This is a genomic window from Streptomyces sp. NPDC002868 (genome assembly GCF_055563295.1).
This window is the reverse complement of record NZ_JBVHDR010000009.1, coordinates 191,644-212,818: the sequence shown is the minus strand read 5'-3', so window position 1 is coordinate 212,818 and position 21,175 is coordinate 191,644. Positions and strand designations below refer to the sequence as shown.

The following is a 21,175-nucleotide window of genomic DNA, read 5'->3' as shown; positions in this document are numbered from 1 at the left end:
CAGGACACGACGTTGTGTGCCCTGGAGCATGGCAGCGCTCAGGAAAACAAGCAAGCATGCTTGCTTTAGCTCTGGATCTTTTCTGACGACTTTCTGGCCACCTGGGTCCGTACCGCACCCATGCTCGCCGCGATGACCAGCGCGATCGCCAACGCGTCCAGCACGGAAAGGGCTTGATGCAGTACGAGGAACCCGGCCGTCGCCGCGATCGCCGGCTCCAGGCTCATCAGCACCGCGAAGGTCGGGGCGGGCAGCCGGCGCAGTGCGAGCAGCTCCAGCGTGTACGGGAGGACGGACGACATCAGCGCGACGGCGAGGCCGAGCCCGAGGGTGGAGGGCACGATCAGCTTCGACCCGGCCTCGGCGATCCCGAGCGGCAGGCTCAGCACGGCCCCGACACCCATGGCCAGCGCGAGCCCGTCGGCCTGCGGGAACCGCCGCCCGGTGCGGGCGCTGAAGACGATGTACGCGGCCCACATCGCGCCCGCGGACAGAGCGAAGAGAGCGCCCACGGGGTCGAGCCGGTCGAAGCCGCCGCCGCTGAGCAGGACCACGCCGGCGAGCGCGAGGCCCGCCCAGACGAGGTTGATCAGCCGCCGGGACACGATGACCGAGAGCGCGAGCGGCCCGAGGACCTCGAGGGTGACGGCGACGCCGAGCGGGATGCGGTCGACGGCCTGGTAGAAGAGGACGTTCATGGCGGCCATGACGGCGCCGAAGGCGACGACGGTGCTCCAGTCGGCGCGCGAGTGCCCGCGGAGCTTGGGCCGGCAGACGACGAGCAGGACGAGCGCGGCGAGGACGAGCCGGAGGGTGACGACGCCGAGGGCTCCGGCGCGCGGCATGAGCAGTACGGCGACGGCCGCGCCGAACTGGACGGAGAGCGCACCGGAGACGACGAGCGCGACAGGCCCGAGGCTGCCGCGGGAGCCGGGTGTACGGGCGGCGCCCTCCAGGGCGACGGCACCCTCCAGGGCGACGGCGGCTTCCGGCTCGTTGGCGACGACACTGTTGCGAGGCTCGTCCACCGGAAACCTCCCTCGATGCTTCTCAGCGCTTTTCGGCCGACGCCCTCCACGCTACGGGTCTTCGCGCGCTGCGTGAAATGCCGACTGTGCTGCCGTTATGCTCCACGTGCATGAGCATCGAGATACGCCATCTCCGCTGCTTCCTGGCCGTCGCGGAGGAGTCCAGCGTGACCAGGGCGGCTGCCCGGCTGCACCTCACCCAGCCCGCGGTCTCCCGGTCGCTGGCCGCGCTGGAAAAACACCTCGGCACCCGGCTGGTGGACCGATCCACCCATCATCTCGCCCTCACCGCGGAGGGCCTGGTCTTCCGCGACAAGGCGACCGCAGCGGTCGCCGCGTTCGACGAGGCCCTGGACGCGGGCCGGCTGCGCCGCTGGCCGCTGCGGCTCGGCCACGCCTGGTCCGCGCTCGGCCCGTACACCACCCCACTGCTGCGCCGCTGGCAGCAGGAGCACCCGGACACCCCGCTGGAACTCCTGCGCATCGACGACCGCACGGCAGGCCTCGCCCGCGGCGAGGTCGACGCGGCGGTCCTGCGCGGCCCGGTGGACACCCCCGGCCTGATCACCGAGCTCCTCTTCGCGGAACCCCGGGTGGCGGCGGTGACGTCGGACGGCCCCCTGGCGGCGCGCACTTCCTTGGCACTCGCGGACCTGGCGGCGGGACCGGTGATCCTGAACACGGTCTCGGGCCTGACGACGCTGGACCTCTGGCCACCGGAGTCCCGCCCCACAAAGGTGCTCACGGTGGCGAACACGGACGACTGGCTGACGGCGATCGCGGCGGGCCGGGGCGCGGGCGCGTCGGTGGCCTCCACGGCGGAGATGCACCCGCACCCGGGCGTCGCGTACCGCCCGCTGTCGGACGCGCCACCGGCGCCGGTGCTGCTGGCGTGGCGCGAGACGGCGGGGCATCCGGCGATCCCTCAACTGGGGGCGCTGGCACGGGAGGTGGCGACGGCTGAGTCTTCGAGATCATCTATGCCGGAACGGGAATAATCCCAAGTCGGCATGGACGTGGGGAAACACGCTCCGTAGCGTCGATCTCAGGCGGTCCCGCTGGGGGAAGGAACATGGGAGGAGCCGAAGGATGCCGCGGCCTGGCTCGGCGAGCGACTGGCCGAGTACGCGCCCCGCTTCGGCTCCGACTCGGACCGGGACAGCGCTCGCCTGGCCGCGCTGGTCAACTCCACCGCCGGGACACTCCGCTGGGGCGGCGACGTATCCCTCGGCTTCTATCTCGAACGCCCCGCGTTCCTCTCCCTCGCCCTGGTGACGTGCTCACCGAACCGCACCGCGCCCGACCCGGGCTGCCCGCTGCGTCGTCCCGCCCGTGGTAGAGAGGGCCCATGAAGCGCGACGAGCTGATGTGGTTCCTTCGCCGGTACAAGCTCGCCGTCCAGGCGTCCGTCGCCCCGGACGGAGCACCCCAGGCCGCCGTCGTCGGATACGCCGTCAGCGACGAGCTCGAGATCGTGTTCGACACCGTAGAGACCACGCGCAAGTGCCTCAACCTGCACGCCGACCCCCGCATCGCGCTCGTGATCGGCTGGGACGACGCGATCACCGCGCAGATCGAGGGCGTCGCGGACTTCCCCACCGGCTCCGAACTCGAGCGCATTCAGGCGTGCTACTTCACCGCGTACCCGGACGGCCGGGACCGACTCGTCTGGCCGGGCATCACGCATGTGCGGGTCCGGCCGACCTGGGTGCGCTACAGCGACTTCACCCAGGACCCGCCGCTGATCGAAGAACTCACCATCGGAGAGCTCACGACCGGGTGACTCCCAGGCCCTCCGCCAGCACCTCCGCCAGGTGCCTCGCCCGCCTCCCCTCCAGCTGCTCCAGCTGCGTACGGCACGAGAACCCGTCCGCCAGCAGCTCCACCCCCTCCCCCGCCGCCCGCACCGCCGGCAGCAGCTGGTCCTCCGCGCACGCCACCGACACCCCGTAGTGGCCCTTCTCGAAGCCGAAGTTCCCCGCCAGGCCGCAGCAGCCTCCACTCAACTCCCCCACCAGCCCGGACCGTTCACGCAGACGGCGCTCCGCCGCGTCCCCCAGCACCGCATGCTGGTGGCAGTGCGTCTGGCCGGCAACCGCCCGGTCCAGGCGCGGCGGGGCCCAGTCCGGGGCGCACTCCTCCAGCGCCTGGGCGAAGGTCCGGACCGATGCCGCCAAGCGCGCCGCCCGGGGGTCCTCGACCAGCAGTTCCGGCAGGTCCGTCTTGAGCGCCGCCGCGCAGCTCGGCTCCAGGACCACCACCGGGACGGCCAGGTCCAGCAGCGGCTCCACCGTGTCCAGCGTCCGGCGCATCACGGCACGCGCGCGGTCGAGCTGGCCCGTCGAGACGTACGTCAGACCGCAGCAGACCCGGCCCGGTGGCAGCACGATGCCGATGCGCGCCGCCTCCATGACCTTCACCGCCGCCCGGCCGACGGACGGGGACAGGTGGTCGGTGAAGGTGTCCGGCCACAGCACCGCCGTGCGGTTCTTCGCCAGGATCTCCGTCCGGTCACCCATGTGCTCCCGCAGCCAGCGCCGGAAGGTCACCGGTGCGAGCGTGGGAAGTGAACGCTCCGCGGCGATTCCGCCCAAACGCTTCGCGAGCGCCGCCAGCGGGCGGATCCGGGCCACCGCGTTGGCCATCCGGGCAAAGGGAGCAGCCGCCCGCAGCCAGACAGGCAGAAGGCCCATCGCATAGTGCGACGCGGGCCGCGCCCGGCCCGCGTAGTGGTGGTGCAGGAACTCCGCCTTGTACGTGGCCATGTCGACGCCCACCGGGCAGTCGCTGCGGCACCCCTTGCAGGACAGGCACAAATCGAGCGCGTCCCGCACCTCCGTCGAGTGCCAGCCGTCGCGTACCACCTCGCCCGCCAGCATCTCGTGCAGCAGCCGGGCCCGCCCGCGCGTGGAGTGCTGTTCCTCGCCCGTCGCCCGGAAGGACGGGCACATCACACCGCCGCCAGAACCCGCTTCAGTCGTACGGCATTTGGCCACGCCGACACACCTGCGTACCGCCGTCGCGAAGTCTCCGCCGTCGTGCGGATAGCCGAACGCCACCTCCACCGGCTCCTTCGGCAGGACGGAGAAGCGGAGATTGGAGTCGAGCCGGTCGGGGCGGGCGAGTATCCCCGGGTTCATGCCGCCCGCCGGGTCCCACACGTCCTTGAACCGGCCGAAGAGGGCGACCAGTTCGTCGCCGTACATCTTCGGCAGCAGCTCCGCGCGCGCCTGCCCGTCGCCGTGCTCGCCCGACAGCGAACCGCCGTGCGCGACGACGAGTTCCGCGACCTCGACCGAGAACGTCCGGAAGCGGGCCACGCCCTGCTCGCTCATCAGGTCGAAATCGATACGGACATGGATGCAGCCGTCCCCGAAGTGTCCGTACGGCGTGCCGCTCAGACCGTGCTCGGCGAGCAGCGCCCGGAAGTCCCGCAGATACGCCCCCAGCCGGGCCGGCGGCACCGCGCAGTCCTCCCACCCCGGCCAGGCCTCGCCGCCTTCGGCGGTCCGCGTCGCCGTCCCCGCCGCGTCCTCCCGTACCCGCCACAGCGCCCGCATGCCCGCCGGGTCGTCCACCACCGTGCCGTCCAGCGCGTCCGCCGCCCGGACGATGGCGGCCGCGGCGGCCCGCGCCTCGGCCGCCGTGTCGCCGCCCGTCTCCACGAACAGCCAGGCCCCGCCGCGCGGCAGCCCATGCGCGTCCGGCACCAGGTCCTCGGCCATGCCCTCGACGGTCAGCGGCCGGTGCGCCAGCAGCCCGGGCGCCGCGTCGGCCGCCGCGCTCTCGTCCGGGTAACCGAGGACGGCAAGCGCCCGCGCACGCGGCGCGCCGACCAGGCGTACGGCCGCCTCCGTCACCACCCCCAGCGTGCCCTCACTGCCGCAGAAAGCCCGCGCGAGGTCGACGCCCCTCTCGGGCAGCAGGGCGTCCAGCGCGTATCCGGAGATTCTGCGCGGCAGCCCGTCCGGAAACCCTGTCCGCAGCAGCGCCAGATTCCGGCCGACGAGCTCCCGCAGGCCGGTCGGCGCACCGCCCTCCCAGCCCTGGCCAAGGCGGATTTCGTCCCCGCCGTACGTCACGACCGACAGGCCGCGGACGTTGTCGGCGGTCGTCCCCCACGCCACCGAGTGCGCACCGCAGGAGTTGTTGCCGATCATCCCGCCCAGCGTGCAGCGGTTGTGTGTGGACGGATCGGGCCCGAACGTCAGCCCGTCGGGCCGAACGGCGTCGCGCAGCGTGTCCAGTACGACGCCGGGCTGCACCACCGCCGTACGGGCGGCCGTGTCCAGCTCCACCAGCGCGTTCATATGGCGGGTGAAGTCCAGCACCACACCGATGCCGGTGGCCTGCCCGGCGATCGACGTACCGCCGCCGCGCGGCACCACCGGCACCCCGTGCCGCCTGCACACCTCCAGGGCGGCGGCCACGTCCTCCGCGTCGCGCGGCGTCACGACGCCGACCGGGACGCGCCGGTAGTTGGACGCGTCCATGGTCATCAGGGCCCGGGCGGCCGCGGTGAAGTCCACCTCGCCGCGCACCGCCTTCGCGAGCTCCCGCGCCAGCTCGCCGGTCTCGCGCCGGCTCGCCCCGCCTCGCCCCGCCTGTCGCTGTTCAGCCATGTGTCTCAGGATGCCCCTGTCACTCACATCACACCGGCAGGAAACGTGCCGCTTGCGCCCGTTGCGCCGCAGCGCCCGCGAGAAAGCCCAGAGGAACTCCCCAATTGTGATCGCCAACTCTCCTATAGTGACGACCACTTGATCAGGAACAAACGGCTCCAGTTACGCCCTCGCCACCCCGGAAGGCAACACTCGATGACCGGCACTGCCCAGAACCAATGACCCGCGTCACGCGGACGGTCCCCCCGGCGCAGCCCCACCCCGCGCTCCCCGGGACGACCGTCGACGCCCTGAAGATCGTCGTCGTGGGCGGCTTCGGAGTCGGCAAGACGACGATGGTCCGCTCCGTCAGCGAGATCCGCCCGCTGCACACGGAGGAGGTGGTGAACAGCGCGGGCCGCACGCTCGACGACACCAGCCGCGTACGCGCCAAGGGCTCCACCACCGTCGCCTTCGACTTCGGCCGGATCACGATCGACCAGCGCAGCGTCCTGTACCTCTTCGGCGCCCCCGGCCAGGAACGTTTCTGGTTCCTGTGGGACCGCATCTTCGCCGGCACGCTCGGCGCGGTCGTCCTGGTCGACACCCGCTCGCTGCCCGACGCCTGGTACGCACTCGACCGCCTGGAACACCACGGCATGCCCTTCATCGTCGCCGTCAACGACTTCGGCGGCCCGCTGCACAGCGAGGAGCAGATCCGCGAGGCGCTGACGCTGGGGCCGGAGGTGCCTCTGGTGGAGTTCGACGCCCGCGATCACTCCTCCAGCAAGTTCGTACTGATCGCGCTGGTCGAGTATCTGCACGCGCTGTCGCTGGGCGAGGAAGACCGCGAGGAGGACCACAAAGAGGACCGCGCGGAGGACCACAAGGAGGACCACGGTCAGGACCACACGGGCGACTGACGCGCAGGTCAGGACCCGGGGTGCCGTCTCATCGGCCGGACCGCGTATCCGCCGCGTCCCTCGACCGGATACGCTCCGGAACGTGGCTGAGATCCAGATTCCCGCTGACATCAAGCCCGCCGACGGCCGTTTCGGCGCGGGCCCCTCCAAGGTGCGTACGGAGGCGCTGGACGCCCTGGCCGCGACCGGCACATCCCTCCTCGGCACGTCCCACCGCCAGGCCCCGGTCAAGAACCTGGTCGGCGCGGTGCGCGACGGCGTACGCGACCTCTTCCAGCTCCCCGAGGGCTACGAGGTGATCCTGGGCAACGGCGGCTCCACCGCCTTCTGGGACATCGCGACGCACGGCCTGATCGACAACAAGTCCCAGCACCTGTCCTTCGGCGAGTTCTCGTCCAAGTTCGCGAAGGCGTCGAAGCTCGCGCCGTGGCTGGCCGAGCCGACGGTCATCGCCTCGGACCCGGGCACACACCCCGACCCCCAGGCCGAGGCGGGTGTCGACGTCTACGCCTTCACCCACAACGAGACCTCCACGGGCGTCGCGGCCCCGATCAAGCGGGTCGCGGGCGCGGACGAGGGCGCGCTGGTCCTGGTCGACGCCACGTCGGGCGCGGGCGGGCTGCCGGTCGACATCGCCGAGACGGACGTCTACTACTTCGCCCCGCAGAAATCCTTCGCCTCGGACGGCGGCCTGTGGATCGGCGTCTTCTCGCCGGCCGCGCTGGAGCGCGCCGCGCGTATCCACGGCTCGGGCCGCCACGTACCGGAGTTCTTCTCGCTGCCGACGGCGATCGACAACTCGCTCAAGAACCAGACGTACAACACCCCGGCGCTGGCCACGCTCTTCCTCCTGAACGAGCAGCTGACCTGGCTGAACACCCAGGGCGGACTGGACTGGTCGGTCCGCCGCACGGCGACGTCGTCGCGGAACCTGTACGGATGGGCCGAGGCGTCCAAGTACGCGACGCCGTTCGTGGTGGACCCGCAGAAGCGCTCGCAGGTCATCGGCACGATCGACTTCGCGGACGAGATCGACGCGGCGGCGGTGGCGAAGGTGCTGCGCGCGAACGGCATCGTCGACACGGAGCCGTACCGCAAGCTGGGCCGGAACCAGCTGCGGGTGGCGATGTTCCCGGCGATCGACCCGGCGGACGTGCAGGCGCTGACGGCGTGCATCGACTACGTGATCGAGAAGCTCTGAGGGCTCAAGCCCACGAGCGAGGGGCCCGGCGGCATGACGCTGCCGGGCCCCTCGCCGCGTACGGGAGTGCGCGGCGGGGTGACGGCCGGCCCGGGTGGTGCATTGATGGAGGTATGAGCGCGAGTCAGGGGCTCACCCCCTTCGTCGAGCAGTACGCCGTCCTGCTCACCAGCTACAAACGGGACGGCACCGGCGTCGGCACCGCCGTCAGTATCGCCGTCGAGGGCGACCACGCCTACGTCCGCACGTACGCCAAGGCATGGAAGGCCCGGCGGATGCGGAACAACCCGGAGATCGAGCTCGCGCCGTGCACGCTGCGCGGCAGGCCGACGGGGCCGACGATCAAGGCGCGGGTGCGGCTGCTCGACCAGGACAGCGAGGAGTACCGGCACGCGGCGAAGCTGCTGTCGCGGAAGTACCCGTTCGTGCATGGGGCGCTGGTCCCGTTCGCGCACAAGGTGAAGCGGGACAGGACGCTGCAGTACGAAGTGCGGCCGGTGTAGCGACCGCGTCGCCCGCGCGAGTGGCCGCATCCGGGGGCGCCCGCCCGCGTCGGACGCGCCAGGTCGCCTCAGTCGCGGCGCAGCAGCCGCTTCCCCCCGAAGACGAGCGCGGCGGCGCCGACCAGGACGATGAGCCCATACGTAAAGCTGCTCTTGTCGCCGCCGTCGTCGGCGGCCGAACTCCCGCCCTCGGACGGTGACTTGCTTCCCCCGTCCGAGACGGATTCCTTGCCGAGCGGGACCCGCTCCACCTCGCTCTGCTCCCCCTCCGTCCCGAACATCAGCGCCGTGCCGTCAGCGGTGTACGTCACGGACTCGGCCTGCCCCTGAATCGGCGCCGACACCCGGTGGTCGGCCCCGAGACCGCCGTCCTTCCACTCGTACCCGCGCGCGCTGAAGTACGAGCGCAGCACCAGCTCCTTCCCGTCCGGCGAGAAGGCCCCGTCCGTCACCCACGGCACCTCCCCCATCCGCCGGAAGACATTGGTCCGGGTCGGGCTGAGGGTCGCGGGCCCTTCGTACAGCCCGCCGCCGTCCTCGTTCTTCGACGCGATGTAGACGCGGCCGGTCTTGGGATGGACCATCAGCGCCTCGGCGTTCCGCGCGCCGTCCGCGTACTTCACGGTGTACTGCGTCGCGCGGACGGTCATGTCCTTGAGCGCCTTCGGCTCCGTGAAGCGGTAGATCCAGACGTGGTCCCAGCCGCCGTCGAGGTTGTCGCCGATGTCCCCGACGTAGACGTTCCCGTCCGTGCCGACCGAGATGGCCTCCATGTCCCGGGGCTTCCCGACCCCGCTGAGGGTGATCGTCGCGACGGTCTCGCCGGTCTTGGAGTCGACGGCGAAGACGCGCGGCTCGTCCTGGTCGTTGTGCGTCCAGTAGATCCCTGGGTGCACGCGGCTGGCGGCGAGCCCGCTGGACTCCGTTATCCGCGGGTCCTGGATCGTGAACCCGGAGTCGTCGGCGGCGACGGGGGCGGCGGCGAGCACCACGACGGCGGCAGCCGCGGCGGCCCCGGTGACGTACGGAAGCGAACGCATGGCCCCAGCCTGCCACGACGCGATCAGCAGGCACCGTCGACGGCCCGGCCGACCCGGCCGTCCGAGCCGCCCGTGTCCAGCCTCACATCGCAGGTGCGCGGCTTGATCGGCCATGATTGCGCCCATGCGTTTCATGTTCGTCGGCGACTCCATGACCATCGGACGCGCCGGCGACTACACCTGGCGCTACCGCATGTGGCAGCACCTGGCCACGTCCTTCGACGGCCCGTACGAGATCGTCGGCCCGCGCACCGAGCTGTACGACACCGTCGCCAACGCCCCCGTCGGCACCGCGTACGCGGACCCCGCCTTCCCTGCCGACGCCCGCAGGCACCTCGCGGGCTGGGGAGAGGGCTGGCTGCACATGGCCCCGATCGTCCGGGAGACGGTCGCCGCGGAGCAGGCGGACATACTGCTGGTCTCGCTCGGCCTGATAGACCTCGGCTTCTACACGGACAGCACCCAAACCGCCCTGAACGCCCGCCATTTCATCGCCGAGGCCCGCGCGGCCAACCCGCACATCCGGATGGTCCTGCTCCCGGTCATCCCCAACATCCGTGCCCGTACGGACGCCCCCTTCGCGGCGGAGTGCAACCGCTTCAACGAACTGCTGGCGAAGTCGGTCGCGGACCTGGACTCGGCGACCTCGCCGATCCTACTGGCGTCGCGTCCGGAGTCGTACGCCATCAACAGGGACACATACGACGGGACGCACCCGGGCCCGTCGGGCGAACACAAACTGGCGGCGGCGTTCGCGGGGGCGATGCACCAGGCATGGGGCCTGGGCGGGCCGTACAGGTCGGTCAGCCGCGAGTCCGTCAGGTAAGCCAGTCAGGGCGGCGCCACGCGAGTGTGCGTGACGCCGCCCTTTGGCTTTGTGGCTTCCGCCGGCTGTCAGAACACGAACGGGCCGGGAGACTGCGCAGAAGTCGCGGTGCAGTTCGCGGTGATGCCGAAGACCACGACCTCCAGCGACTTCGCCTCCAGGCTGTCGCCCGCGGCGACCGTTCCGTCGAGCGGTCCGGTGGAGACCGCGCCCCCGGCCGGGATCGCCGGGTTGGCGTTGCCGGTGAACGTCGCGGTGCCGGAGCCGTTCTTGGTCAGGGTCAGGGTCGACTTGACCGAGTTCGCCGAGATGGCGATGGGAGACGTAATGGCCGATGTGGACACGCTGATGGTCGCGGCCGTCCCGTCCTGGGTGGCCGTGAGCGTCGCCGTGCCCGAACCGAACGAACCACAGTCGAAGGAGATGGTGGCTGTTTCCGGCGTCACCGCGTTCGCGATGGGCGCCATGGCCAGCGAACCTGCGGCCATCACGCCGATGCCCAGTAATGCGCCGATTCCGAGTCTGCCGTGCCTCATGGGGGTCCCGCTCTCATGTGGGGGGTTACGGGCTGGCGTCGCCGACTGCCACTGCGCGGGCTCGCGGGATCCGTGGGGTGGGGGTGTTGGGGCTGCCCCGGGGCTCGATTCCCGCGCCGACCGCTCTGGGACTGATGGGCAGTCAGTGACAATTGCATTGGGGCACGGGCGCCTCGAGAAGGCAAGGACGTTCGCAGTGAATTTTGGCATGCACCGACCAAATCCGGCCGCTATTCAAGCGGCGCGCGCGTAAGCCGGTTCGCCAGCGTCGACATCGTGTACGTCCCGATGCCCATCACCACCTCCAGCGCGTTCTGCTCCGTATAGCCCCGCGCCAGGAACGCCCCCAGCTCCTCGTCGCCCACCTCCCCTGCCGTACGCAGCACCTCCAGCGTGAACTGCCGTACCGCTTCGAGGCGTTCATCGGCCAGCGGCTTCTGCTCGCACAGCGCGGCGATCAGCCCTTCCCCCGCACCCAGCGCGCGCAGCTTGCCGGTGTGCATCGCCACGCACACATGGCACTCGTTCCGCGCCGCGACCGTCATGACGACCACCTCGCGGGCGACCGGGTCGAGGGTCGTCTGCTCGAACATCGCGCTGAGCTTGAGGAAGCCGTCCAGCAGGTGGGGTGAGGAGGCGAGTCTGGCGACGGCCGGCGGCAGGTGGCCCAGGCGCTTCATCGTCGACTCCATGGCGCGGCGCGAGGCGGCCGGCGCCGATTCCAGAGTGTGTTCAGCGAACATGCGGCGGCTCCTATAATCGACAACGTGGTTGACGACAAAAAGGTAAATCAGGTTGTCGAAGTGCGCAACACCATTGCCGACGTGCCCGGTTACGAGCTGCCCCTGCTGCTCTTCGCCGGGTTCCGCTCCCTCATCGACCGGCTCCACGCGGAACTGGCCGCGCAGGGCCACCCGGACGTACGGCCCGCGCACGGCTTCGCCATGCAGGCCATCGGCGCGCACGGCGCGACCGCCAGCGAGATCGGGCGGCGGCTCGGGGTCTCCAAACAGGCCGCCGGCAAGACGGTCGACCGCCTCGTCGCGCTGGGCTACGCCGAACGCGCCGAGGACCCGGCCGACGCGCGCCGCAAGCTGATCCGGCTGACCGCGCACGGAATGGACGCCCTCGCCCGCTCGGCCGCGATCTTCGACCAGCTGCGCGCGGAGTGGGCGGACGCGCTCGGCGCGGGGCGCGTGGCCGATATCGAGGACGCGCTGCGTACGGTCGTCCCGGCCGAGGCCTTCCGGCTCGACGCCGCGGGCTGGTTCGGCGGCGCGTGACGAGTTCTCGCCACGGCGTGTCATGTCACCGTGCGTATCGTTGTAGTGCGCGGCTGCATGCGATCGAGCGGCAGCAGGGAGGAGCGCCACGATGACCGTCGTAGACACCGACAGGATCGACATGGCCGACGACAACGCCGAGCGCTTGGACGAGTGGTTCGAGAGGCTTGAGCAGATGCCCGTCCCCGAGGGAATGAAGGTTGAGATCGTCGGGGGAAGCGTCTTCATGTCGCCACAGCGGACCGTCCATTGGCAGATCATCCGCAGGATCGTCAGAGCACTGGAAGACAAGTTCGGCATGGATGTCGAGGTGCTGTCGGACGTGCGCATCGATTTCCCCGGCCCGGAGAACGGCTTCTGCCCGGACGTGGCCAAGCTCCGCGACGGAGCGGTGCAGGACAGCCGGGGCCGTTGGCGCTTCGAGGACGTGGAGTTCATCGCCGAGGTTATTTCCAAGGGCACCGCACTCAACGACTACGGCCCGAAGAAGATCGCCTACGCCGTCGCCGAAGTCCCGGTCTTCTTGATCGTCGACCCGTACACCGGTAAGTGCCTCCTCCACACCCAGCCAAAGGACGGGGACTACACGACCGAGACGAAGGTCGCCTTCGGGCAGCCGCTCGACCTCACCAGCACGCCCCTCGGCCTCACCCTCACCACCGGTGAATTCCCCCGCGACTGACCCCGTCCGCCCTTGCCTTGAGCGCGCTCGAAGGCGTTGGCTTGGTACTCATGAAGTACACGCAGCTCGGACGCACCGGACTCAAGGTCAGCCGACTCGTCCTCGGGACGATGAACTTCGGGCCTCTCACCGAAGAGGCCGACAGCCACACCATCATGGACGCCGCGCTCGGCGCGGGGATCAACTTCTTCGACACCGCCAATGTCTACGGCTGGGGCGAGAACAAGGGCCGCACCGAGGAGATCATCGGCAGCTGGTTCGCCAAGGGCAGCGACCGCCGCGACAAGGTCGTGCTCGCCACCAAGGTGTACGCGAACATGGCCGCCGACGGCGACGCCTGGCCCAACCACGACAAGCTGTCCGCACTGAACATCCGCCGCGCCGTCGATGCCAGTCTCAAGCGGCTGCGGACCGACTACATCGACCTCTACCAGTTCCACCACATCGACCGGGACACGCCCGTCGAGGAGATCTGGCAGGCGATCGACGTCCTCATCAAGCAGGGCAAGATCCTTTACGCGGGCTCCAGCAACTTCCCCGGCTGGAAGATCGCGCAGACCAATGAGACCGCCCGCCGCCTCGGCTCGTTCGGCCTGGTCAGCGAGCAGTGTCTGTACAACCTCGCCGAGCGCCGCGCCGAGATGGAGGTCATCCCGGCCGCGCAGGAGTACGGCCTCGGCGTGATTCCGTGGTCGCCGCTGCAGGGCGGGCTGCTCGGCGGAGTCATCAAGAAGGAGACCGAAGGCGGACGGCGTGCCTCCGGGCGGGCCGCGGAAGCCCTCGGCGACGCCGAGACCCGTGCGCAGATCCAGGCGTACGAGGACCTGCTCGACAAGCACGGCCTGGAGCCGGGCGAGACCGCGCTGGCCTGGCTGCTCACCCGGCCGGGGATCACCGGGCCCATCGTCGGGCCGCGTACGGCGGACCAGCTCGCCTCCGCGCTGCGCGCCGTCGAGCTGGAGCTGGGCGACGAGGTGCTGTCCGCGCTGGACGAGATCTTCCCGGGGCCGGGGCCCTCGCCGGAGGCCTTCGCCTGGTAGGGCCTGACAGGCCCGGGACGCGGCCGTGGGTCGGTCAGGGTTACTGACCGACCACGGCCGCCACGGCAACGATCACGAAAATCAGCACGAGTACGCCGGCCATGATCTGGTTTCTGGTCTTGGGGTTCACGCAATGAGGTTAACTCGCCCGTTCGAGCGGCCAGGACCCGACCGTCTCGTACCGCGGCTGCTCGCCCCGTACCCCGCTCACCGGCAGATTGCTGCGTACGAGCGCGAGCTCGGCCACTTCCCAGGGCGTGCCCTCGAAGGTGTCGAGCGCCTCGACGTACGGGCGCAGATCCGCGTCGTCGCGGCTGCGGGCGATCGTGAGATGCGGGTGGTACCGGCGGTGCTCCTCCATGCTGACCCCGGACCGCCGGGCTGCCGCGTCCGCGCGTTCCGCGAGCATGCGCATCTCCTCCAGGCCGCCCGCCACGCCCGCCCACAGCGCCCGCCGGCCGAACCGTCCGCCGCGGTGGAGGCGCAGCCGGAAGGACGCGGTCCGGTGGGCGGCCCGCCCGAGCCGCTCGTGCAGCTCGGGGAGCAGGCCGTCGTCGACCTCGCCCATGAAGGCGAGCGTGAAGTGCCAGCCGTCCCGGCCGGTCCAGCGCAGGCCGTCCGCACCGGGCAGGGTCCTCAACCGGTCGACGGCGAGGGCGAGTTCACCGACGGCCGGGGCCGACGGCAGTACGGCAGCGAAAAGCCTCATGATCCGAGTCTGGCCCAAACGGGGGCGGTACGGGACGGGTGGGACCATGTCATACGGACCGGGGGCCAGAGCCGTACGGACCGCGGGGCCCGACCCCGTACCGACCGCAGGGCCCGGCCCCTACCGACCGTCCGCCCGCTTACGCCGCCGTCGCGAGCTCGTCGCTCGCCCTCGGGACGAACTCCACATGCCTGCGTCCCCGCCGCAGATCTATTTTGAGGCGCAGCCCGCCCACACGGGCGAGCATCACGCCGACTCCGATCGCCGCGACCAGCGCCACCGTGCCACCCGCCGCGAAGCCGATCCGCGGTCCGTACGTGTCGGTGATCCAGCCGACGAGGGGCGCGCCCAGTGGCGTACCGCCCACGAAGACCATCATGAACAGGCTCATCACGCGGCCCCGCATGGCCGGTTCCGTCGCCATCTGAATGCTGGAGTTGGCCGTGACGTTGACCGTCAGACCGAACATCCCGATCGGCACCATCAGCACCGCGAAGATCCAGAACTGCGGCGCGAACGCGGTCACGATCTCCAGGCCGCCGAACAGCACCGCCGCACCCACCAGCACCCGCAGTCGCGAGGTGCCGCGCCGGGCGGCGAGCAGGGCGCCCGCCAGGGAGCCGGCCGCCATCAGGGTGTTGAGCAGGCCGTACGTACTCGCGCCGGAGTGGTAGACGTCGTCCACGAAGGCCGAGAGCCAGATCGGGAAGTTGAAGCCGAAGGTGCCGATGAAGCCGACGAGGACGATCGGCCAGATCAGCTCGGGCCGGCCCGCGACGTACTTCAGCCCTTCCCGCAGCTGCCCCTTGGCGCGCGGTGCGCGCTGGAGCTTGTGCAGCTCGCTGGTGCGCATCAGCAACAGGCCCGCGATGGGCGCGAGGAAGGACAGTCCGTTCAGCAGGAAGGCATAACCGCTGCCGACGGCCGTGATCAGCACACCGGCGACGGCCGGGCCGACCAGCCGCGCGGACTGGAAGTTGGCGGAGTTGAGGCTGACCGCGTTGCCCAGCTGCTCAGGACCGACCATCTCGGCGACGAACGACTGGCGCGCCGGGTTGTCGACGACCGTGACGAGGCCGAGCAGAAAGGCCGTGAGGTAGACGTGCCACACCTGGACATGGCCGCTGAGCGTGAGCACGGCGAGCGCCAGGCCGGTGAGGCCCATCGCGACCTGGGTGGCCAGCAACAGCGGCCGCTTGGGCAGCCGGTCCGCGAGCACGCCGCCGTACAGGCCGAACAGAAGCATGGGCAGGAACTGCAGCGCGATGGTGATGCCGACGGCGGACGCGGATCCGGTCAGCGTCAGTACCAGCCAGTCCTGGGCGATGCGCTGCATCCAGGTGCCGGTGTTGGAGACCACTTGCCCGGTGGCGAAGAGCCGGTAGTTACGGATCTTCAGCGAGCTGAACATGGTTGTAGGGGCGGGTGCGGGTGCGGAGTCTGCTCCGGGTCCCGTACTCAAAAGGGTTCGCCTCCTCAAAGGTGCTTGGTTACAGGTGTGCGAGCTTCTCCAGTACGGGGGCGGCTGCGCGCAGCTTCGCCCATTCGTCCTCGTCCAGACCCTCCGCGAGCGAGGCCAGCCAGGCGTTCCGCTTGCGGCGGCTCTCCTCGAGCATGGCTTCCGCCCGCTCGGTCGGGCTGACCACCTTCTGCCGGCGGTCATCGGGGTGCGGCTCGAGCCGGACCAGTCCCTTGGCCTCGAGCAACGCCACTATCCGGGTCATGGACGGCGGCTGGACATGCTCCTTGCGGGCCAGCTCGCCGGGGGTGGCGGAGCCGCAAAGGGCGAGGGTGCCGAGCACCGACATTTCGGTGGGGCTCAGCGATTCGTCGACGCGCTGATGCTTCAGGCGTCGGCCCAGCCGCATCACGGCCGAGCGGAGAGCGTTCACGGCGGCGACGTCCGCGTCGCTGCCAGGGGACAGGTCAGGCATGTTTGTTAGCATAACTCATTACCCTGCCTAAATACCAGTCGGTGCCACGGCCGGCCAGGAGATAGCTGTGTCACCCATATGAGTGAGACGGATCCGGAAAGTGACACACCGGCCACGGCGGTACGGCAACCCTGGCTGACATGGGATCGACAGTGCTCAGTCTCCGGATAGACGGTGAGCTGCTCGACCGTCTCAGGCACCATGCCGCCAGACGCGGAATGAGCGTCCAGGACTATGTGGTCCGGACGCTCATCCGCGATGACTTCGACGAACGCTTCAAGGCGGCGGTCGACGAGACAGAGAAGTTCTACGGGCGTACGTGAAGCTACGGGCGGACGTGAAGCGCCTTACGTAAGGCCCAGCGCCGGCATCGCGTAGTAGAAGACGAACACCGCAGACACCACGTACATGGCGACGGGCACCTCACGGCCCCTTCCGGCCGCCAGCCGCAGCACGCTGAAGGCGATGAAGCCGATGCCGATGCCGTTGGTGATGGAGTACGTGAACGGCATCATCACCATCGCCAGGAACGCCGGGACGGCGACGGTGAAGTCGTTCCAGTCGATGTCCCGTACCGACCCCGCCAGGATCAGGAAGCCCACCGCCAGCAGCGCGGGCGTCGCCGCCTGGGACGGGACCATCGTGGCGAGCGGCGTGAGGAACAGCGCCACCGAGAACAGCGCACCCGTGACGACGGACGCGAGGCCGGTACGGGCCCCCTCGCCGACGCCCGCCGTGGACTCCACGAAGCATGTCGCGGCGGACGACGAGGTCGCGCCGCCCGAGGCGACCGCGATGCCGTCGATGAAGAGCACCTTGTTGATTCCGGGGAAGTTGCCGTCCTTGTCCATCAGCTTGGCCTCGTCGCCGACGCCGAGGATCGTGCCCATCGCGTCGAAGAAGCAGGACAGCAGCACGGTGAAGACGAACAGCACGCCCGTCAGATAACCGACCTTCCCGAAGCCGCCGAACAGGCTGACCTCGCCCACCAGTCCGAAGTCCGGCGACGCGACCGGATTGCCGGGCCACTTCGGCGTGGTCAGGCCCCAGGACGGGACCGTCGCCACCGCGTTGATGACCATCGCGACGATCGTCATCACGACGATCGAGATGAGGATCGCGCCCGGCACCTTACGGATGATCAGCGCGAGCGTGAACAGCGCCCCGAGGGCGAAGACGAGGACCGGCCAGCCGTCCAGATGGCCGCCCGCGCCCAGCTGGAGCGGGACGGTGGTCATGGCGGCATCCGGGATACGGGAGACGAAACCCGCATCCACCAGGCCGATCAGCATGATGAAGAGGCCGATGCCGATCGCGATGCCCTTGCGCAGGCTGCGCGGCACGGCGTTCATCACGCGCTCGCGCAGACCGGTGGCGACCAGCAGCATCACGACGAAGCCGGCGAGTACGACCATGCCCATCGCGTCCGGCCAGGACATCCGGGGCGCGAGCTGGAGGGCGACGACGGTGTTCACGCCGAGGCCGGCCGCGAGAGCGATCGGGACATTGCCGATGACGCCCATGAGCAGCGTGGAGAAGGCGGCGGTGAGCACGGTGGCGGTGACCAGCTGGCCGCCGTCGAGCTGGTGCCCGTACATGTCCTTCGCGCTGCCGAGGATGATCGGGTTCAGCACGATGATGTAGGCCATCGCGAAAAAGGTGGCGAATCCGCCGCGTACCTCGCGGGCGACCGTGGAGCCGCGCTCCGAGATCTTGAAGAAGCGGTCCAGGTGGTTCTGCGGCTGCTGACCGGGGGCCGGCGGCTGCGGGGCGCCGCCGACCGAGACGGTAGTCATGGGGGACATGCGGAACCTCAGTCGTACCGGGGGGTGGGGGGCTTGGATGTTTGCACGAATAATTCAGGCCAACGGCAAACCGTTTCAGTATGAATGCATATGACGGAGATCGCTATCTCCGCGCGTAGATCCTTGGGACGACCGGCACCCGAACGGCTGGTCGGGTGCCGCCTACACTGTGCGCATGGCGAAGTGGACCCCCAAGCACGAGGCACCCGAGCCCCTGGAGGGGCCCGTCGTCGCCACCATCATCGGCGGCACGATCCTCTGGTTCGTCCTCTTCCTCGTACAGATCCCCTTCTACAGCTGGTTCGACGAGCGCGACCTCATGTGGTGGGTGTGGACATGCCTGGCCGGCGCCGGTCTCGGGCTGATCGGCATCTGGTACGTGCGGGGGCGGGAGGCGGCGCTCAAGCGCTCGCAGGCCGCCGAGGCGGCGGAGGCCAAGGCAGCGGATGACGGTGCGGCTTCCGCAACCGACGAAGGCAAATGACGAAGGTGGGTGACCCTACGGCGCTTGTAGTGCCAGGGGACGATTCGCGTCCTACCCGGGTCTGACTTCGGCGCACTCGGCGGGTGAACCGGTCCTTCCGCCCGTACCGTCGAAACCATGACGCAGCGGGCGAGGATCGACACGGACGGCCCCGAGCCGGGCCAACCCGTCATCGACGCGGGAGCCGAACTCGACCCCGTACACCCGATGAAGCCACCCCCATCAGCGATGGTGCGGCGCTCTTCCGGGCTGACGGCCGCGGAGGTCGCCGAGCGAGTCGCGCGGGGCGAGGTCAACGACGTACCCGTCCGCTCCTCGCGCTCCACCGCCGACATCATCCGCGGCAATGTGTTCACCCGCTTCAACGCCATCATCGGCGTGCTGTGGGTGATCATGTTCTTCGTCGCGCCGATCCAGGACAGCCTCTTCGGCTTTGTGATCATCGCCAACACCGGCATCGGCATCATCCAGGAGCTGCGCGCCAAGAAGACGCTGGACGGGCTCGCGGTCATCGGCGAGGCCAGACCGACGGTGCGACGCGACGGCGTGGCCGCGGAAGTCTCCACCTCCGAGATCGTCCTCGGCGATCTCGTCGAACTCGGGCCCGGCGACAAGGTCGTCGTGGACGGCGAGGTGTCGGAGGCGGACAGCCTGGAGATCGACGAGTCGCTGCTGACGGGTGAGGCCGACCCGGTCGTCAAGCAGCCGGGCGAGAAGGTGATGTCGGGGAGCTTCGTGGTCGCGGGCGGCGGGGCGTTCACGGCGACGAAGGTGGGGCGCGAGGCCTACGCGGCGCAGCTCGCGGAGGAGGCGTCCCGGTTCACGCTCGTCCACTCGGAGCTGCGCAGCGGTATCTCGACGATCCTCAAGTACGTGACCTGGATGATGGTCCCGACCGCGATCGGGCTCATCATCAGCCAGCTGGTCGTCAAGAGCAACAACTTCAAGGACTCGCTGGCCAGGACCGTCGGCGGCATCGTGCCGATGATCCCCGAAGGGCTTGTGCTGCTGACGTCGGTCGCCTTCGCGATCGGCGTCATCCGGCTCGGCCGCAAGCAGTGCCTGGTGCAGGAACTGCCCGCGATCGAGGGGCTCGCGCGGGTCGACGTCGTCTGCCTCGACAAGACGGGCACGCTGACGGAAGGCGGCATGGACGTCACCGAGCTGCGGCCGCTGGGCGACTCGGACGAGACGTACATACGTAAAGTCCTGGGCGCGCTCGGCGAGTCCGACCCCCGGCCCAACGCCTCCCTCCAGGCGATCATCAACGCGTATCCGGACAGCGAGGACTGGCGCTGCACCGAGTCGCTGCCCTTCTCGTCGGCGCGCAAGTACAGCGGCGCCAGCTTCAGCGAAGGCAACGGCGAGAGCTCCACATGGCTGCTGGGCGCGCCCGATGTGCTGCTGTCGACGGGCGATCCGGCCCTGGCCGAGATCGAGCAGCTCAATGAGCAGGGCCTGCGGGTGCTGCTGCTCGCCCGGGCGGCGGGCGAACTGGACGCGCCGGCCGTCGCGGCCGGGGCCGAGTCGGCGGCGCTGGTTGTGCTCGAGCAGCGGCTGCGGCCCGACGCCTCCGACACGCTGCGGTACTTCGCCGACCAGAACGTCGCGGCGAAGGTCATCTCCGGCGACAACGCGGTGTCGGTGAGCGCGGTGGCCGGAAAGCTCGGTCTGCCGGGCGCACAGAACACGGTGGACGCGCGCCGGCTCCCCACGGAGCAGGCAGAGATGGCCACGGCCCTGGACTCCAACTCGGTCTTCGGCCGGGTCACCCCGCGGCAGAAGCGCGACATGGTGGGCGCGCTGCAGTCCCACGGCCACACCGTCGCGATGACGGGCGACGGCGTCAACGACGTCCTGGCCCTGAAGGACGCGGACATCGGCGTCTCGATGGGCTCGGGCTCGGAGGCGACGCGCGCGGTGGCCCAGATCGTGCTGCTCAACAACAGCTTCGCGACGCTGCCTTCGGTGGTGGCGGAGGGGCGCCGGGTCATCGGCAACATCACCCGAGTCGCCACGCTCTTCCTGACCAAGACGGTGTACTCCGTGCTGCTGGCGATCCTGGTGGTCTGCAGCCAGGTCGAATACCCCTTCCTGCCACGGCACTTGACGCTGCTGTCGACGCTGACCATCGGCGTACCGGCATTCTTCCTGGCGCTGGCCCCGAACAAGGAGCGCGCGAAGCCGCACTTCGTACGCAGGGTGATGCGGTACGCGATCCCGGCGGGCGTGATCGCGGCGGCTGCCACCTTTTCCACGTATCTGCTGGCCCGCTCGCACTACAGCGGCCCGGGCGCACTGGACGCGGAAACGAGCGCGGCGACGCTGACGCTGTTCCTGGTCTCTATGTGGGTCCTGGCGATCATCGCCCGCCCGTACACATGGTGGCGGGTGTGCCTGGTGGCGGCGATGGGGGCGTGCTTCCTGATCGTGCTGATCGTGCCGTGGCTGCAGGACTTCTTCGCGCTGAAGCTGGTGGGGACGACGATGCCGTGGGGCGCGGTGGGGATCGCGGCGACAGGGGCGGTCCTGCTGGAGGTGGCGTGGCGGGTGGTGGACAGGAAGTACCCGGCTTAGCCG

21 protein-coding genes and 1 pseudogene are annotated in these 21,175 nt (G+C 69.9%); 13 read left to right on the top strand and 9 right to left on the bottom strand.

All coding sequences use genetic code 11. The features are described 5' to 3' along the window. Positions 1-65: 65 nt before the first annotated feature. Positions 66-1,028 (bottom strand): EamA family transporter, encoded by a 963-nt coding sequence (locus ACZ3H8_RS26295; RefSeq protein WP_467405839.1) that lies wholly within the window; start codon positions 1,026-1,028, stop codon positions 66-68. Positions 1,029-1,138: 110 nt separating this feature from the next. On the opposite strand from ACZ3H8_RS26295, the gene ACZ3H8_RS26290 reads away from it, so the two are divergent. The 3 genes and pseudogenes from ACZ3H8_RS26290 to ACZ3H8_RS26280 all read left to right on the top strand — a co-directional run bounded on the left by ACZ3H8_RS26290 (position 1,139) and on the right by ACZ3H8_RS26280 (position 2,811). After that, positions 1,139-2,026 carry a LysR family transcriptional regulator gene (locus tag ACZ3H8_RS26290; protein ID WP_467405836.1) on the top strand — a complete coding sequence of 296 codons (888 nt, stop codon included), beginning with the start codon at positions 1,139-1,141 and terminating at the stop codon, positions 2,024-2,026. A gap of 60 nt (positions 2,027-2,086) precedes the next feature. Further along, positions 2,087-2,380: pseudogene (locus ACZ3H8_RS26285) on the top strand (hypothetical protein); the annotation flags it as partial. Continuing rightward, positions 2,377-2,811: a pyridoxamine 5'-phosphate oxidase family protein gene (locus ACZ3H8_RS26280; RefSeq protein ID WP_467405835.1), complete on the top strand. Its 435-nt coding sequence runs from the start codon at positions 2,377-2,379 to the stop codon at positions 2,809-2,811. The pseudogene ACZ3H8_RS26285 and the gene ACZ3H8_RS26280, both read left to right, overlap by 4 nt. Here ACZ3H8_RS26280 and ACZ3H8_RS26275 read toward each other — a convergent pair. Then, complete coding sequence (locus tag ACZ3H8_RS26275) at positions 2,798-5,650, bottom strand: FAD-binding and (Fe-S)-binding domain-containing protein (RefSeq protein ID WP_467405833.1); 2,853 nt, start codon at positions 5,648-5,650, stop codon at positions 2,798-2,800. The genes ACZ3H8_RS26280 and ACZ3H8_RS26275 overlap by 14 nt on opposite strands. Before the next feature lie 335 nt (positions 5,651-5,985). Between ACZ3H8_RS26275 and ACZ3H8_RS26270 the strand changes: the two genes are divergently transcribed. The 3 genes from ACZ3H8_RS26270 to ACZ3H8_RS26260 all read left to right on the top strand — a co-directional run bounded on the left by ACZ3H8_RS26270 (position 5,986) and on the right by ACZ3H8_RS26260 (position 8,256). Next, positions 5,986-6,552, top strand: coding sequence for a GTP-binding protein (locus ACZ3H8_RS26270; protein ID WP_467406139.1), 567 nt, complete (start codon positions 5,986-5,988; stop codon positions 6,550-6,552). An 82-nt stretch (positions 6,553-6,634) separates the two neighbouring features. Then, a complete protein-coding gene (serC, locus tag ACZ3H8_RS26265; protein WP_467405831.1) occupies positions 6,635-7,753 on the top strand; it encodes a phosphoserine transaminase in 1,119 nt (372 codons plus the stop codon). Between the two features lie 113 nt (positions 7,754-7,866). Then, the gene (locus ACZ3H8_RS26260) at positions 7,867-8,256 is read left to right on the top strand and encodes a PPOX class F420-dependent oxidoreductase (protein ID WP_467405829.1); all 390 of its coding nucleotides are present in this window, start codon (positions 7,867-7,869) and stop codon (positions 8,254-8,256) included. Between the two features lie 68 nt (positions 8,257-8,324). Here the strand turns inward: ACZ3H8_RS26260 and ACZ3H8_RS26255 are convergent, their stop codons facing one another. Continuing rightward, a complete protein-coding gene (locus ACZ3H8_RS26255; RefSeq protein ID WP_467405827.1) occupies positions 8,325-9,296 on the bottom strand; it encodes a WD40 repeat domain-containing protein in 972 nt (323 codons plus the stop codon). Positions 9,297-9,420: 124 nt separating this feature from the next. On the opposite strand from ACZ3H8_RS26255, the gene ACZ3H8_RS26250 reads away from it, so the two are divergent. Beyond that, entirely contained in the window at positions 9,421-10,122 is a 702-nt protein-coding gene (locus tag ACZ3H8_RS26250) for a GDSL-type esterase/lipase family protein (protein ID WP_467405825.1), read from the top strand. A gap of 68 nt (positions 10,123-10,190) precedes the next feature. Here ACZ3H8_RS26250 and ACZ3H8_RS26245 read toward each other — a convergent pair whose 3' ends face one another. Both ACZ3H8_RS26245 and ACZ3H8_RS26240 read right to left on the bottom strand, forming a co-directional pair. Further along, on the bottom strand, positions 10,191-10,658 hold the full coding sequence (locus ACZ3H8_RS26245; protein ID WP_307662713.1) for a hypothetical protein: 468 nt from the start codon (positions 10,656-10,658) through the stop codon (positions 10,191-10,193). 230 nt (positions 10,659-10,888) lie between these two features. Then, positions 10,889-11,401 (bottom strand): carboxymuconolactone decarboxylase family protein, encoded by a 513-nt coding sequence (locus tag ACZ3H8_RS26240; protein WP_467405822.1) that lies wholly within the window; start codon positions 11,399-11,401, stop codon positions 10,889-10,891. A 24-nt stretch (positions 11,402-11,425) separates the two neighbouring features. Between ACZ3H8_RS26240 and ACZ3H8_RS26235 the strand changes: the two genes are divergently transcribed. The 3 genes from ACZ3H8_RS26235 to ACZ3H8_RS26225 all read left to right on the top strand — a co-directional run bounded on the left by ACZ3H8_RS26235 (position 11,426) and on the right by ACZ3H8_RS26225 (position 13,663). Further along, the gene (locus tag ACZ3H8_RS26235) at positions 11,426-11,941 is read left to right on the top strand and encodes a MarR family winged helix-turn-helix transcriptional regulator (RefSeq protein WP_467405819.1); all 516 of its coding nucleotides are present in this window, start codon (positions 11,426-11,428) and stop codon (positions 11,939-11,941) included. A gap of 91 nt (positions 11,942-12,032) precedes the next feature. After that, positions 12,033-12,623, top strand: coding sequence for a Uma2 family endonuclease (locus ACZ3H8_RS26230; RefSeq protein ID WP_467405817.1), 591 nt, complete (start codon positions 12,033-12,035; stop codon positions 12,621-12,623). 50 nt (positions 12,624-12,673) lie between these two features. Then, positions 12,674-13,663, top strand: coding sequence for an aldo/keto reductase (locus ACZ3H8_RS26225; RefSeq protein ID WP_467405815.1), 990 nt, complete (start codon positions 12,674-12,676; stop codon positions 13,661-13,663). Between the two features lie 139 nt (positions 13,664-13,802). On the opposite strand, the gene thpR is transcribed toward ACZ3H8_RS26225, so the two are convergent. From thpR to ACZ3H8_RS26210, 3 genes are all read right to left on the bottom strand, one after another. After that, on the bottom strand, positions 13,803-14,372 hold the full coding sequence (thpR, locus tag ACZ3H8_RS26220; RefSeq protein WP_467405812.1) for an RNA 2',3'-cyclic phosphodiesterase: 570 nt from the start codon (positions 14,370-14,372) through the stop codon (positions 13,803-13,805). A gap of 139 nt (positions 14,373-14,511) precedes the next feature. After that, a complete protein-coding gene (locus ACZ3H8_RS26215) occupies positions 14,512-15,834 on the bottom strand; it encodes an MFS transporter (RefSeq protein ID WP_467405810.1) in 1,323 nt (440 codons plus the stop codon). A 28-nt stretch (positions 15,835-15,862) separates the two neighbouring features. Next, positions 15,863-16,306: a MarR family winged helix-turn-helix transcriptional regulator gene (locus tag ACZ3H8_RS26210; RefSeq protein WP_307662706.1), complete on the bottom strand. Its 444-nt coding sequence runs from the start codon at positions 16,304-16,306 to the stop codon at positions 15,863-15,865. A 140-nt stretch (positions 16,307-16,446) separates the two neighbouring features. Between ACZ3H8_RS26210 and ACZ3H8_RS26205 the strand changes: the two genes are divergently transcribed. Further along, positions 16,447-16,629 carry a ribbon-helix-helix protein, CopG family gene (locus ACZ3H8_RS26205; RefSeq protein ID WP_307662705.1) on the top strand — a complete coding sequence of 61 codons (183 nt, stop codon included), beginning with the start codon at positions 16,447-16,449 and terminating at the stop codon, positions 16,627-16,629. 24 nt (positions 16,630-16,653) lie between these two features. Here ACZ3H8_RS26205 and ACZ3H8_RS26200 read toward each other — a convergent pair whose 3' ends face one another. Continuing rightward, positions 16,654-18,102: an NCS2 family permease gene (locus ACZ3H8_RS26200; RefSeq protein ID WP_467406137.1), complete on the bottom strand. Its 1,449-nt coding sequence runs from the start codon at positions 18,100-18,102 to the stop codon at positions 16,654-16,656. A gap of 184 nt (positions 18,103-18,286) precedes the next feature. Between ACZ3H8_RS26200 and ACZ3H8_RS26195 the strand changes: the two genes are divergently transcribed. Together ACZ3H8_RS26195 and ACZ3H8_RS26190 are read left to right on the top strand one after the other, a co-directional pair. Continuing rightward, the gene (locus tag ACZ3H8_RS26195; protein WP_467405807.1) at positions 18,287-18,595 is read left to right on the top strand and encodes a DUF2530 domain-containing protein; all 309 of its coding nucleotides are present in this window, start codon (positions 18,287-18,289) and stop codon (positions 18,593-18,595) included. Between the two features lie 117 nt (positions 18,596-18,712). Then, positions 18,713-21,172 (top strand): HAD-IC family P-type ATPase, encoded by a 2,460-nt coding sequence (locus ACZ3H8_RS26190; protein WP_467405805.1) that lies wholly within the window; start codon positions 18,713-18,715, stop codon positions 21,170-21,172. The last annotated feature ends 3 nt before the right edge of the window (positions 21,173-21,175 follow it).